Origin of the sequence: Haloglomus litoreum, from assembly GCF_029338515.1 — an archaeon.
In the GTDB taxonomy this organism is placed as follows: Archaea; Halobacteriota; Halobacteria; order Halobacteriales; family Haloarculaceae; genus Haloglomus; species Haloglomus litoreum.
In genome coordinates this window covers 3,771,173-3,785,729 of sequence record NZ_CP119988.1, presented here as the reverse complement: position 1 = coordinate 3,785,729, position 14,557 = coordinate 3,771,173, and the positions used below count along the sequence as shown (strand labels likewise).

Genomic DNA, 14,557 nt, shown 5'->3' with positions numbered 1-14,557 from the left:
GCTGTACGTGACCCGCTTCCGGGGCCGCCGGAACGGGTTCCCGATGGGAGTGGACCGGCCCGTGGGGGGTCCTACTCCTCGCGGACGCCCCACTTGCGCCGCTCGCGCGGGCGCTCGGACAGCGACTCGACGTCCAGCGGCTCGTCCTTCGTCTCGATGGCCTCCAGCGCGGCCTTCGCCGAGGGGAGTGTCGAGAAGTAGGTGACGGTCTCCTCGACGGCGACCTCCAGCGGCTTGCGCTCGCGCGAGACCACCAGGTCCACCTCGCCGTCCTTGATCGCCTGCTCCAGGTCGTCGAACTGCTTGACCTCGAAGTGGCGCTCGAAGCCCTCGCGGACCTCGCTCACGTCCTCGTCGAGCTGCGACAGCTCACGCACCGAGTCCAGGTCGACGTGCGCCACGCCCTCGGTCGGGATGGCCTTGCCCGTCGCGGACTGGGCCTTGAGGTAGGCCTTCCCGAACGAGCGGGCGGTGCCCATGACCTCGCCGGTGGACTTCATCTCCGGGCCCAGACGCGGGTCCGAGCCGGGCAGGCGGTCGAACGGCAGGACGACCTCCTTCACGGAGACGTGCTCGGGCACCATCTCGTGTGCGCGGAGTTCGTCCAGCGAGGAGCCCGCCATCACCTTCGCCGCCAGCTTCGCGATGGGGACGCCGGTCGCCTTCGAGACGAACGGGACCGTGCGCGAGGAGCGCGGGTTCGCCTCGAGGACGAACACCTCGCCGTCACGCACCGCCAGCTGGACGTTCAGCAGGCCGACGGTGTCGAGTGCCACCGCGATGTCCTTCGTGACCTCGCGGACGCGCTCGAGGGTGTCCTCCGAGAGCGACCGCGGGGGGATCATGCACGCGGAGTCGCCCGAGTGGACACCGGCGGTCTCGACGTGTTCCATGATGCCGCCGATGAGCACGTCCTCGCCGTCGGCCACGGCGTCGACGTCCAGCTCGACCGCGTCGGCGAGGAACTCGTCGACGAGGATGGGCTTGTCCGGGGAGACACGCACCGCCTCCTCGATGTAGCTCTTCAGCTCCTCGTCGGAGTGGACCACGTCCATCGCGCGCCCACCCAGCACGTACGACGGCCGGACGAGGACGGGGTAGCCCAGATCGTTCGCGAGGTCGAGCGCCTCGCTCTCGCTCGTGGCGGTGCCGCCCGAGGGCTGGGAGATACCCAGGTCGTCCATCAGGCGGTTGAAGCGGTCGCGGTCCTCCGCCAGGTCCATCGCCTCGACGGAGGTCCCCATGATGTCGCAGTCGAGGCCGCGGCGCTCGATCTCGTCGGCGAGCGGTTCGCCGATGTTGACGGAGGTCTGGCCGCCGAACTGGACCATCACGCCGTCGGCGTCGGTCTCCTCGACCACGTCGGCCACCTCCTCGGCCGTGATGGGCTCGAAGAACAGCCCGTCGGAGGTGTCGTAGTCCGTCGACACCGTCTCGGGGTTGTTGTTGACGACGTGGGCGTCGATGCCCGATTCGCGCAGCGCGCGGACCGCGTGGACCGCGCAATAGTCGAACTCGACGCCCTGCCCGATGCGGATGGGGCCGCCGCCGACCACGACCACGGACTCGTTGTCGCGGTCGACCTGGACCTCGTCGCGCGAGATGCCCGAGACCGGGTCGCGAGCCGAGTAGTAGTACGGCGTGCTGGCGGCGAACTCGCCGGCGCAGGTGTCGACCTGCTTGAACCGGCGGTCGATGGATTCGCGCTCGACCTCGTCGATGGGGCCCTGCTGGGGGTTGGCCTCGGAGGCGAACTCCGGGGCGGTGCCGGCGCCGTCGGCGATGGCCGCGGTCTGGTGGTCCGTGAAGCCGATGTTGGCGGCGCCGGAGAAGTCGCCGTTCTGGGCGTCCGCGGCGGCGTCGGCGATTGTCTTGAACCGCTCGACGTACCACTCCTTGATGCGGGTCAGCTCGACGACCTCCTCGACGGAGTAGCCGCGGTCGAACGCCTCGAACATCGCGTACGGGCGGTCCGGCGTCGGCGTCTCGAGGAACTCCCGCTCGAGGCGCTCGTCGCTCACGTCGACCCAGTCGACGGCGGGCTGGTACTCGCTCGACCGGAGCGCCTTCAGCAGCGACTCCTCGAACGTCCGGCCGATGGACATCGCCTCGCCGGTCGACTTCATCGCCGTGCCCAGCGTGAAGTCCACGTCGGTGAACTTGTCCTTCGGCCAGCGCGGCACCTTCGTCACGACGTAGTCGATGGCCGGCTCGAACGCGGCCGTGGTCTCGCCGGTGATCTCGTTCTCGATCTCGTGGAGGCGCTTGCCCAGCGCGACCTTCGCGGTGACGCGGGCGATGGGGTAGCCCGTCGCCTTCGACGCCAGCGCGGAGGACCGCGAGACGCGCGGGTTCACCTCTACCACCCGATATTCGCCGCCGGGGGTGCCGTCGTCCTGCCACGCGAACTGGATGTTACAGCCGCCCTGGATACCGAGTTCGCGGATGACCTCCAGCGCCGCGTCGCGCATCTCCTGGTGGCCCTCGTCCGGGATGACCTGCGACGGGGTGACGACCGTCGACTCGCCCGTGTGGATGCCCATCGGGTCGAGGTTCTCCATGTTGCAGATGATGATACAGGAGTCGTCGGCGTCGCGCATCACCTCGTACTCCAGTTCGACCCAGCCGTCGATGGACTCGGTGATCATCACCTCGTTGTTGCGCGAGAGGCGCAGACCCTTGCGGACGCGCTCGCGCATCTCGTCCATCTCGTGGATGACGCCCGACCCCGCCCCACCCAGCGTGTACGTGGTGCGCATGATGGCCGGGAGTCCGCCGACCGTGTCGACGGCGTCGTCGATCTCGTCGATGCTGTTGATGGTGACGGACTCGGGCACGGGCTGGCCGATGGACTCCATCCGCTCGCGGAAGAGGTCCCTGTCCTCCGTCGCGTAGATGGTGTCGAGCGGCGTCCCCATGATGTCCACGTCGTACTCCTCGAGGACACCCTCCTCGGCGAGTTCGGCCGTGACGTTCAGTCCCGTCTGGCCGCCCAGCCCCGCGATGACGCCGTCGGGGCGTTCCTCCTCGATGACCTCGGCGATGGCCTCGGTGGTGATGGGCTCGACGTACACCTCGTCGGCCATCTCCGGGTCGGTCATGATGGTCGCGGGGTTGGAGTTGACGAGGACGACCCGGGCGCCCTCCTCCTGCAGGGCGCGACACGCCTGCGCGCCGGAGTAGTCGAACTCGGCCGCCTGTCCGATCTGGATCGGGCCGCTCCCGATAAGCAGGATGGTCCGGTCCTCGCCGGTTACGCTCATTACCGCGAGGTGGTCCGCACATCGTAATAAGGGCGACGAAACGTTACGAATCTCGGAACGTCGTTTCGAAATTCGCAAACCTTACGACGACCCGCCGCGGCCGCGGCGCGCTCCGAGCAGGCAGACCACTCCCAGCATCCCGAGGAGGGCTACGAGCGGCCCGAACCCCGGCTGGCCCTCGTCGACCGCGATGGTCGTTCCCGGCGGCGGCGCGGTGACCGTCGGCGTCGGCGACGGCGGCGGGAGCCGGACCGTCTGGACGAGGATTCCCCCCTCGTCCGACTGGAACGGGAGATCGATCTCGTCCGACGTCCGGGGGCCGTCGAACCGACCGTTCCCGTTGCTGTCGTAGACCGCGATGAGTTGGACCGGGCGCGAGCCGCCGTCGTCGCGCTCCCGGATCCGGACCGTCCCGTTCACCCGGACCGGCTCCCCGGCTCGCACGGGGAACCCGACGTACCGACCGCTCCGGTTCTGGACGACGACGTAGCCCGGTGCCGGGAAGCGAGCCGTGACCCCGAACCGGACCGTCGAGCCCTCCGGCCCCCCCCGGACCCGCCGGGCGGTCGCGTCGCGCAGCGTCGGCCGCTGGCCGACCAGCACGGTCATACTGTGGAACGTGGTCCCGTTCTGCGCGAGCGTCAGGTTCAGCCTCCGGCCGGCCGGCTGTGTCCCGAGGTCGAACGTGGCGTCGGGGTCCCCCTCCGGCCGGTCGGCCCGCTCACGGTCGACCCTGACCGTGCGCCGCGCCAGCGTCTCGCCGTCCGCCCGGACCCGGAGCGTCAGGGCCGAACCAACCGCGAGGTTCGACCCTACGCGGGCGACGAACACGCCGTCGGTCCCGATGACCGCCACCTGCCGGGCCCCATCGACCGACGCGTTCCGCGCGACCGCGATGCTGCCGGCCAGCGGCCTGACGATGAGCCGTCCCACGTACCGCTCCGGTTCGCCGCCGGGAACGGTCAGCGACGGCCGGAGGGTCGTCTCAGGGTCGGCCGCGAGCGGCACGGTCCCGTTCCCGGTGCGGAGCCGCGCCCGGCCGGTGTCGAGCACGACGAAGAACGTATCGTTCCCCCGGTCGGCGACGGTCCGCACGCCGGGCCCCAGCAGGACCACGCCGGGACGGGCGCCGGACCTGACCGCCGTCTCGGACGTGAGGCGGACGCGCTCGGTGACGATGGCGAAGCTCCCACCGGTCGCGTTCGCCGCCCGCAGGAGCCGCTGTGTCGCGTTCGCACCGCTCGCGTTCGCGTACGCCCGGTCGAGCCGCGCCGAGCGGAGCCGGACCACCGCGACCTCGTCGGGAACGACCATCTCGGACCGCTCCAGTCGGTCGCCCCGGATTCCCCGCCGGAGTTCCCCGGCAGTCCGGAGGTCGTCGGCGAGCGACGGCGCGGCACGGTACACCGGAATCCGCTCGTCGGGCTCCGGCTCCGGCTCGGCATCGTCCAGTCCCCCGAGCAGGCTGAACTGCGCGGTCTGCTGGCGGGTCTCGTTCTCCGCCGGCAGCTCCAGCGTCACCTCGTACCTGCCCGGAACCTCGAGGCGCCCATCACAGCCGCCCTCGGCCACCAGCCCCTCCGTATCCAGCAGGACCCGGAACGCGCCGCGCGTGTCGTTGGCGAGCACCCGGTGCCGGCTCGCCCGCAGGTCGACCCGGAGCGGCCCGCAGTCGGTCCCGGAGACGCTCGTGACGTTCAGGCTCGCGTTCGTCTGCTCCAACGCCCCGAAGAAGCGCACGGACGCGTTCGGTCCGACGGTGTCGGCGTACTCAGCGCCGAGTCGCTCCGACCGGAACGCAAGCACCAGCGTGTCCCCCAGTTCCACCTCGTCGGCCATCTCGAGGGCGCCGCTCCGGTGGGCCGTGGCCACGTCACCGAACTCGTCGAGCGCGCCGTACGAGGCGCCCGGGCCGACGAGCCGCGTCAGGTTCCCGCCGGTGACGTTCTCGTGGGGGGACGCGGCGTCCCGGGTGGTGGGAGCCGTTCCCCCGGTGTCGGCGACGGCGGGCGCGGCGAGCGGCGCGACCACCGCGAGGACGGCCAGGAGCGCCACGGTGGGCGCCGTGAGACGGTGACGCGGCCGCTGGCCGGGTACTCCGGCGCTGGTGCTGGAGGGCATTGGTCGAGGGGAGTGCCGCGCCCGATAAGTGTCTTTACGCCTGGGGCTCGGGCGACGGAGACGCCGCGGCTCCCGGGTGTCGATACCAGCAACAACAACTATGCCGGGACGGGCCCGCGGCGGGTCGTCCCTCCCGACCTACTGCGGCTCGTCGAGTCGGTAGCGGTAGGGGTGGTCCCGGATGACCTCCACCTCGCCGGCCTCGGCCCGGCGGCCGAGGACCGTCGCGACGCGGTGGGCACTGTCGAACTCCTCGCCGTGTTCCTCCAGCAGGTCGAGGATCTCGCGCGCGGTCAGCGGCTGCTCCGCGTCGGCCTCCGCGATGACCGACCGGATGCGCTCGAACTCACCCCGGCGTAAGCGCATGTGCATACACAACACCCCTACTATCATAGAACCCCGTCAGACAAACGTCAGACGCGCGGCTGACGAGAACCGCAAGAGGGCTCGGTGGCGAGGGCCGGAGTGGTCCGTCCGACGTTCCGTCAGCCGGCCGCTCACCGGGGTCTATCGCGCTACCAACCGGTCCAGAGGGGTACGTACTAACGGTTGTGGTCCGGCTGGATACTGCCACCCCCCGTGTGGAACCCGACGGTCGGTCGGGTCCCGCCGTCCGTTACGCCGGTGTGTCGAACTCGTCCTCGAAATCGCGTTCCGCCCGATACGCCTCCACGAACTCGGCCACGTCGAACTGGAGCATCTCCTGTTCGAACTGCTTCGCGGCGGTCTCGTCCTCGGCGTGACTCAGCGCGTGCTCCATCAGTTCGACGAGTAACTCCACCACGACCTCGTGGAGTCGGCGGGCGTCGAAGTCCGCCACCCACACCATCGCGTAGCCGACCGACCCGTCGTCGCTCACGTCCGCACTCACCACGCTCTCGGGGAACTCCTCCAGCACCATCCCCATGACGTGGGGCGTGCCGAACTGGCCGAACTCGTCGGCCGTCTCGATGGCCGCCTCCAGCGTCCGAACCAGTTCCTCGGGCACCCATCGCGACAGCGGGTGGACGTCCATCACGACCGCGTGGCGCTCGCCGCAGTCGCAGGCGTACTCGCGCAGCCCCAGGTCCAGCTCGTGGGGGGTGACCGTCTCGCCACACGGGAGGTCGAGTTCCGTCCCGCGCCCGCCAGGCACGCGCGGCTCTGTCATCGCCCGCGCTTGGACGTGTGGCCGGGTAAAGGGGTCGGTCTGGGTTCGTACATACCGTGATTTCGGGTACGGGTCGGGTGGTGACACCTTCTTCCCGGGTGGGACTGAAAGGGGCCGGGCGCTTTCAAGCGGTCTCTGTTGACTGCTGCTAGACGTAACAGCTGATAGAAAGCCCCCGCCGTCTCGACTCCCGGGCCTCGCTGCGCGCTTCCCTCCGCTCGCTACGCTCGCTCCGGTCCAGTGCTTGCGTCGTCCGGGTTCGTCGAGACGGCGGCCCCTTTCAGTCCCACCCGAGTCGAGGTCCAGAGCAGGCGCTATGCAGTCGAAAGAACGGTGGGTTCGCAAGAGAAGGGAACGCCCTACTCAGTCATCAGCGATGACGGGGTCCTCGTCGTAGGCGAGCAGGCGGTCGAGCGCGTCGACCATCGCGCGCACGGACGCGGTGGTGATGTCCGAATCGCTGGCGGCGACGTTGACCGTGCGGTCGCCCCGACTCATCGTCACCTCGACGGTGACGACGGCATCGGTGCCGCCAGTGATGGCGTCGACGTGGTACTCGTCGAGCTGGGCGTCCGCGGCGGTGCCGAGTGCGTTGCGGACCGCAGTCAGTGCGGCGTCGACCGGGCCGGAGCCCGTGCCGGCGGCCGTTCGCTCCTCGCCCTGCACGCGGAGGCGCACGCTCGCCGTGGGCGTCCCCGAGCCCGACGCGGCGGTGAGGTCGAGCAGTTCGACCCGGCGGTCGCGCTCCTGGCCCCGGACCTCCTCGGCAATGGCGAGCAGATCGGCGTCCGTGACGCGCTTGCCGCGGTCGCCGAGCTGCTTGACGCGGCTGACGACCTCCGAGAGCTCGTCGTCGTCGACGTCCACGTCGTGCTCTCTGAGCGCGGCCTCGACGCCGGCGCGGCCGGCGTGCTTCCCGAGGACGAGGCGGCGCTCGCGGCCCACCTTCTCCGGCGGGTACGGCTCGTACATGGCGTCGTCCTTCAGCGTGCCGTCCGTGTGGATGCCGGACTCGTGGGTGAAGGCGTTCTCCCCGACAACGGCCTTGTTGGGCGCGATGGGCACCCCGGTCGCGTTGGCGACGAGTTCGGCGAGCCCGTACAGTTCGTCGGTCTTGAGCGTCTGGACGCCGTAGCCGTGGTCCAGCGCGATGGCGACCTCCTCGATGGCGACGTTGCCGGCGCGCTCGCCGATGCCGTTGACGGTGCCGTGGACCAGGTCCGCGCCGGCGGCGACGCCGACGAGCGCGTTCGTCACGGCCAGCCCGAGGTCGTCGTGCGTGTGGGTGCTGGTCGGGCCCACGTCCGCGAGCGCGGCGTAGATCTCGAGCATCCGGTCGGGCGTGGCGTGGCCCACCGTGTCGGGCACGCAGATGCGGTCGGCGCCGGCGTCCATCGCGGCGCTCATCAACTCGACCAGGAACTCCAGGTCGGCGCGCGAGCCGTCCTCGCCCAGCACCTCGACCCACAGGCCGTGGTCGGCGGCGTACTCGACGAGTTCGACGGTGTCGGCGATGACCTCCTCGTGGGTCGTCCCGACCTTCGTCTCGACGTGGCGGTCGCTGGCGGGGACGACGATGTCCACGCCGTCGACGCCGCAGTCGAGCGCCAGGTCCACGTCGTTCTTGACGCCCCGACAGAACGACGTGACCGTCGCGTCCAGGTCCAGCGACGTGACGCGCTGGATGGTCTCGCGCTCGCCGGGGCCCGTACACGCGGAGCCGGCCTCGATGACCGAGACGTCCGCGTCGTCGAGCCGCTGGGCGATGTCGGCCTTCTCCTCGGGCGTCAGCGAGACGCCCGGCGCCTGCTCCCCGTCGCGCAGCGTCGTGTCGAGGAACTCCACGCCGGTCGCCTCGCTCAGCGGCCGCGTCGCTGGGTGGTCGCCGAACAGGAACGAGTTCGATGCGTCAGTGTTGGGTGTGGGGTCAGAAGAGCCCACGAATTTCACACCCAGCCGCCTCGCGGCGACTTCCTCTATCCTCCGGGTTGTCGGAATCCGACATGGTTGCGAGTGACACGTTGACGCCGAGGGGTAAGAGGGTGCCGGTCCGGGCCAGATGTGACGCCGACGGGCGTCAGGTGGCGTGCACGCCGCCCGTGACGGCCGCTCCCGGCCGTCCGTCCAGCGCCCGCTCGTGTCCGTCCAGCGCCCGCTCGTGTCAGTCCAGCGCCCGCTCGTAGACGACCTCCCGCTCGCCGGCGTCCACGAGGCCGGACTCGCTCACCGGCTCGAACCCGCGGGACTCGTAGAAGCCGACACCGACCTCGTTGCCCGACAGCAGGACGACCTGGAGCCTGTCGGTCTCCTCGCGGGCCCGCGCGACGACGTGGTCGAGCAGCTCCGTCCCGATGCCCTCGCCCCACCGCTCGGGGTGGACGTACAGCCGCGGGACGACGTACGCGCCCGACGGCGAGGGGCCGGCGTGGACCACGCCGACCGGGTCGGCACCCGCGCCGGTCTCGGCCTCCCCGCGCTCGGCGTCGCCCGCCACGGCGCCGGCATCGACGGCGACGAGGAAGACGTGGTCCGGGTTCGTGATGGCGTCGCGCAGTTCCTCGGCCCGCCACCAGTTGTCGAGTCGCTGGTCGACCTCCGCGGGCCCCATGATGTCGTCGTACGCCTCGTGCCACGCCGTCCGCGCGAGTTCGCGCACCGCCTCGGCCTCGCCGGGCGTCGCCGCCCGGATTGCGACATCGCTCATGTGGCGGAGGTCCGCGGGGCGTCACTAAGCGGTTGCGTCCGGCGGACCGACACACCCGGAGCGGCTCACACGGCCGAGTGAGAGAGGTATCGAAACCAGGAGATATCTGGATAATCGTGGGGGCAGGTGAATAGATTGGTCGGTCTGGGATGAAAACAGCAGATAATCCTACCGTGGCTCGTGCACGTCGTCCAGTTCCCTGGCCGTCGGCGCGTTGACGATGGTCACCGTCGCCCCGGAGCGCGAGACGCGGAAGGCGTCGGCGTAGGGGTCCGATTCCGGAATCACGAACACGCCACCGTCGCGCGCCTTGGCGTCGCGCGAGCGGAGCAGGTCCCGGTACGCCGCCACGAACTCGCGGGCCTCGCCCGGGGAGTCCCACTCGCTGCGCCAGACGTAGCCGTACTCGCCGTCGTTCTCGTAGGGGACGACGCGGTCGCCGTCCCAGCCCGTCGAGAACGGATGGTCGTAGTCGTACTGCGGGTGGTCGCCGAGCTGGTCGTTGGCCCAGAACATCGCGTAGATCGAGGCCTCGCCGACGGTGTCGTACGCGGGGTCGACGTCGAACCGCTCCCAGCCCGCGGCGGAGCGGTCGTTCAGCGTGATGCGAACCGGCCTGTCGTCCGGGTACCGGTCGGGGTGGATGACCTGCTCGGTCGAGGCGGGGTACCGGTCGTAGGCCTCGTTGACGGCCTCCCAGCCGCCGCGCTCCTTCAGGTCGCCGACGAAGCCCGGGCCGGCCGCGTACGGCGCGAAGATGGTGGTGAACAGGCCACGGTTGAACGGGCCGCCGCCGCCACCGCCGCGCTCGGGCCGCTCCAGGCAGGACCACTCCGACCGGCACCGGCGCTCGTAGGCCTCCTCGACGAAGTTGGCGTCGCCCTCGACGAGCCCATCCTCGGCGAGCTGGGCGTCCTGGGTCTCCGGGTTCGTCCCGAGGCCGAAGTGCTGGTCCTGGAGCGCGTGGACCAGTTCGTGTGACAGCGTCGTCCGGTCGATGGTCGGCGTCTCGCTGTTGCTCACGAGGACGATCTCGTCCTTCGAGGGGGAGTAGTAGCCCTGTACCGACGAGGAGAACACCGAATCCAGCGTCTCGGAGACGTTCTCGTCCTCGCCGACGATGAAGATGGCCTCCCAGACCTGGTCGTTCCAGCGGTTGAACTCGCTGCCCGGGTCGCTCGCGCCGTCGCTGCGCTGCTGACGGTACTCCTGCCGGGAGATGACCTCGACCGGGACCCGCGACTCGAACTCCAGCCCGCGGAGCTGCTCGACCCGGGCCATCGTCCGCGCGACGACGCGCCGGCGCTCGCTCTCGTTCAACCCGTCGTCGAACGTCACGTCCACGGAGTCGTTGTACCAGTAGCCGTCCTCCCAGCCGAGGCGGTCCTCGGCGGGGTCCTCGCGCTCGCCACCCTCCAGCGGCGCGCCGACGCTGCAGCCCGCGAGGACGAGCATGGCCGCCAGCCCGACGGCGAGCAGGCGGTCGCGCGCCGTCGTCACGCTGCCCCCATCGTCGCCGCAGTCTCGCCCGAGCCGCCGCTGGTGGTCCCCTCGGAGCCATCGGCGGTCACGCCACCCGTGGCCGGGCGGTCGGGTCGAACCGCGTCCAGCGCGTCGACGGTCGGCGCGTTCGTGATGACGACCGTGTCACCGTCGACGCGCACCCGGAACGCGTCCTCGAAGGGGAGCCGGTCGACCTCGTAGACGTACTCGACGCGGTCGCCGGAGACCCGCTGGCCCTTCCAGTGTTCGAGCAGCAGGCGGTAGCCCCGGGCGAACTCGCGGGCCTCCTCGGGGGAGTCCCAGACGGACTTCCAGACGTACGCCGTCGCGTTGGTGCTGCCGTTCGTCTCGGCCGCGGCGGTGGCGTTCCGGTAGACGTGCATCCGGTCGCCGTCCCAGCCGCTCGTCCAGCGGAGGTCGTAGTTGAACGGGTCCTGCCGGTCGACCCGACCACCCTCACGGTTGATGAACTCGCGGGTCCCGTCGACGACCGACCGGTTGTACGGGTCGGTGAGGGTGTACGCGAACATCGCGCTCATGGCCGACTGCCCGAGGCTCGCGTAGGCCGGGCGGCGCTGGCCCTCGCGAGGCGGCGCCGGCCGCACGCGCTCCCAGACGCCGCCGTTCCGGTCCTGCAGCGAGACGTTCGTCGGCTGGTCCTCGCCGTACTTCGCGGGGTAGATGACCTGCTCGGAGGATGCGGGCGGATCGTCGTACATCGCGTTCACCCGGTCCCACCCGCCCGCGTCGCGGTGGTACCTGACGAACGGCGGGCCGTCGCTGTACGGGAAGAAGTTGAGGAAGTAGACTCCGAAGTGGATGTCGCCACCGCCGCCCCCGCCGGCTCCCTCGCTCGGCAGCGAGAGGCAACTCCACTCCCCGTTACAGCGCTGGCGGTAGAGCTGCTCGGTGTAGTGGGAATCGCCCTCGAACAGGCCGTTGTAGGCGTTGTACACCTCCCGCGTGGGCCGGGTGTAGTTGGTCAGGTTGTACACCTGGTCCTGGAGCGCGTGGGTGAGTTCGTGCCCCAGCGTGAGTTCGTCGCGGAGCTTCGGCGGCGTCGACTCCGAGACGACGACGATGGAGTCGTTGCGCGGCGAGTAGAAGCCCAGCACGTTCGAGCCCCGGTTCGAGTTCTGGACGTTCAGCGAGTCCCGGTCCTCGCCGATGAGGAACATCGCCTCGAACTTCGCGTTGTCGAAGGTGCGGAACTCGGCAGTGTAGTTGGCCCCGCCGCCCGCGTACTGCTCGCGGTAGGTCGAGCGGTTGATGATCCGGACGGGGACCGTCTCGCGGAACTCCAGCTGGCGGAGGTGTTCGACCCGGGCCATCGACCGCGCGACGAGGGCCTGCCGCTCGGTCGCGTTCAGCCCGTCCGTGGCGTTGTACGCGACGGACTCGTTGTACCAGTAGCCGTCCTCCCAGCCGAGCCGGTCCGTCGCGGGGTCGGCGAAGTCGAAGGCGGCGGCACCGGGCGTCGCCGTCGGCTCGTCAGTCGAGTCGTCCGGCCCGGCGGTCGAGTCGTCCGGCCCGGCGTCCCCAGCGTCGGTGGGCGTCGGTGTCGGCTCCGCGGTCGGCTCGGGCGCCGCGTCGTCGCCGAGTGGGCTCCCGGTGAACCCGGTCGAGCAACCCGCGAGGACGACCAGGGCGACGACCAGCAGGGCGGGCAGCGTTCGCATTGGTCGACCGAACGGGCGGGGGACGCAAAAGCTCCGCGGGGTCGCCGTCCCGCCACACGACCGCTGCCAGCGACCCCGACGGCGCGTCCGGCATCGGACGTGTCGTCCGACACGGGGCCCGAGAGCGTGCCCGACGACTTATACCGCAGGACGCGTAGGGGGAGGTATGGACCGACAGCAGATCTTCGCACTCCTCATGGTGCTGTTCATGGTGGGGTCGTCCGTCCTCTACGGCGTCTCCCTCCTCTGAGTCGGCCTCACTCTCCCCACACGTCCGAGAGCGGGTGGTCAGAGGGGTCACGCGAGCCGGCACTCGAGCGGCCGGACCGCCCGCCGGACCCGCCGCTCCCCGTCCGGCGGCTCCGTGAACTGCCGCCGGTTCCGCCACGCGAGCCGCCGCTCCCGTCGCCGACGGCCGCCCGCGGCTCGAACGCCGGCAGGTCGGGTGTCGACATCAGGTCGACCTGTTCGGCGAACCAGTCGGGCATGTCGTGGCGCGCCCGCTCGAACAGGTCCAGCAGCGAGGTGTCGGCGAGGTAGGTGGCCCCGTAGTCGTCCGGTGCGCGCACGACGCGCCCGCACGCCTGGATGACGGTCCGGAGGGCGGTGCGGTAGTACCAGCCCCACTGGCCGTCCTCCAGGCGACGGGCGACCCGCGAGTCCCGCGTGTTCGGGTACGGCGCCTTGCAGAGGACCTGCCACCGGCAGAGATCGCCGTTCAGGTCGAGCGCCTCCTCCATCTTGACCGAGACGAACACGTCGGCACCCGAGGAGCGCTTCCAGCCCGAGAGGGCGGCGTCCCGATTGTCCGAGTCGTGCCCGCGGACGCGGGCGCCGACGCCGAAGCCCTCGAGGTGCTCGCGCAGGCGCTCGGCGATGGCGTAGGAGTGCGCGTGGACGAGGCCCTTCTCGTCGGGGTGGTGCTGCATCAGTCGAACGACGAGCCGGGCGATCTTCGGGATGGTCTCGTCGCGGTGCTCGTAGGTCATCTTCCCCTGGGTCGTGTCGTACAGCGGCCGGTTCTCGACCGGGAAGGTGTGGGGCACGTCCACCAGGGCGACGTTCGCGGGGTCCAGCCCGGACCCCCGACAGAACGCGTCCTTGTCGAGGATGGTCGCCGACAGCAGCGCGAACCTCGTCCCGCGGTCCCAGACGGTGTGGTGGAGGTACCGCGCGGGGTCCATCGGCTTGATGGTGGCCGCGGTGCCGGCGCCGTCGGGCTGGTCGACGACCCACGTCGTCGTCGAGTCGGTGTCGCGGAGGTCCTCGACGAACCAGCCCAGTTCGCGGATGAGGTCGGTGAGGCGGTCGCGCTCGGCGACCTCCTCGCGGTCGAGTTCGGCCTTCGACCGGAGCTCGGTCAGCCGGCGGTCGCACGCCGCCTCCAGGCGCTCGGCGTAGTCGGCCGCGTCGCGGAGGTTCTCGATGTTCGGCGGTGTCGTCGCCTCCCACACCGCCGACGGCACCCACCCCGGCGTCAACTCGATGGTGGCGTACATCTCCGCCCACTCCGCGAGGCCGTGGGCCTCGTCGATGACCACCACGTCACGCTGGCCGAACACGTCGCTTCCCGCGGTCTGCATGAAGTACGCCAGCGTCATCGCGGCGATGGAGCGGTTCGAGGCGATGGCCCGGTCCGAGAAGTACGGGCAGCGGTGCTCGACGGGACAGTTGTAGCCGCGCTCGCGGGCACACGGCGCCTCGTCGACGGGCGTGTCGGACTCCCCGGGGAGGATGCATTTGTAGTTCGACTTCCCGCGGATGATGCTCAGGTCCTCCAGCAGGGCGTCGCCGGCCACGTCGTCCAGTTGCGAGACCTGCGGCGTCGTGTAGTACGCCCCGACGGGCTGGTGGGGTTCGGCCTCGCCCGGCCGCCGGGCGCAACCGGCGATGGCCCGCGCGAGGAGGGACTTGCCGCTCCCCGTCGGCGCGCGCACCAGCACCACGTCGTTCCCGTCCTCGAAGGCCGCCCGGATCCGCTGGAGGGCGGTCTCCTGGGCCCCTCGGTAGGAGGGGGCCGGGAACTCCGATTCGATGCGGGCGGGGTCCACGTTCCCACCTGCGCGCCGGCGGCCATAACCGCACCGGACTCGGTGACCGATGCACGGCTCGCGACGACCAGCGAGCCGGGTCGTGG

At 70.6% G+C, this 14,557-nt stretch carries 9 protein-coding genes; all 9 read right to left on the bottom strand.

Annotated elements, in window-relative coordinates; genetic code table 11:
- Positions 1-71 precede the first annotated feature (71 nt).
- Positions 72-3,263, bottom strand: coding sequence for a carbamoyl-phosphate synthase large subunit (carB, locus tag P2T62_RS18950; protein WP_276258580.1), 3,192 nt, complete (start codon positions 3,261-3,263; stop codon positions 72-74).
- Positions 3,264-3,344: 81 nt separating this feature from the next.
- Positions 3,345-5,384 (bottom strand): PGF-CTERM sorting domain-containing protein, encoded by a 2,040-nt coding sequence (locus P2T62_RS18945; RefSeq protein WP_276258579.1) that lies wholly within the window; start codon positions 5,382-5,384, stop codon positions 3,345-3,347.
- Between the two features lie 138 nt (positions 5,385-5,522).
- Complete coding sequence (locus P2T62_RS18940; protein WP_276258578.1) at positions 5,523-5,750, bottom strand: hypothetical protein; 228 nt, start codon at positions 5,748-5,750, stop codon at positions 5,523-5,525.
- A 250-nt stretch (positions 5,751-6,000) separates the two neighbouring features.
- Positions 6,001-6,534 (bottom strand): DUF5815 family protein, encoded by a 534-nt coding sequence (locus P2T62_RS18935; protein ID WP_276258577.1) that lies wholly within the window; start codon positions 6,532-6,534, stop codon positions 6,001-6,003.
- A 363-nt stretch (positions 6,535-6,897) separates the two neighbouring features.
- Positions 6,898-8,427, bottom strand: a complete 1,530-nt coding sequence (locus tag P2T62_RS18930) for a (R)-citramalate synthase (protein WP_276261641.1) — start codon at positions 8,425-8,427, stop codon at positions 6,898-6,900.
- A gap of 268 nt (positions 8,428-8,695) precedes the next feature.
- Positions 8,696-9,238, bottom strand: a complete 543-nt coding sequence (locus P2T62_RS18925; RefSeq protein WP_276258576.1) for a GNAT family N-acetyltransferase — start codon at positions 9,236-9,238, stop codon at positions 8,696-8,698.
- A gap of 168 nt (positions 9,239-9,406) precedes the next feature.
- Positions 9,407-10,693 (bottom strand): Hvo_1808 family surface protein, encoded by a 1,287-nt coding sequence (locus tag P2T62_RS18920; protein WP_276261640.1) that lies wholly within the window; start codon positions 10,691-10,693, stop codon positions 9,407-9,409.
- Positions 10,694-10,734: 41 nt separating this feature from the next.
- Positions 10,735-12,420 (bottom strand): Hvo_1808 family surface protein, encoded by a 1,686-nt coding sequence (locus P2T62_RS18915; RefSeq protein ID WP_276258575.1) that lies wholly within the window; start codon positions 12,418-12,420, stop codon positions 10,735-10,737.
- Between the two features lie 257 nt (positions 12,421-12,677).
- Positions 12,678-14,471 (bottom strand): helicase C-terminal domain-containing protein, encoded by a 1,794-nt coding sequence (locus tag P2T62_RS18910; RefSeq protein WP_276258574.1) that lies wholly within the window; start codon positions 14,469-14,471, stop codon positions 12,678-12,680.
- Between the last annotated feature and the right edge of the window lie 86 nt (positions 14,472-14,557).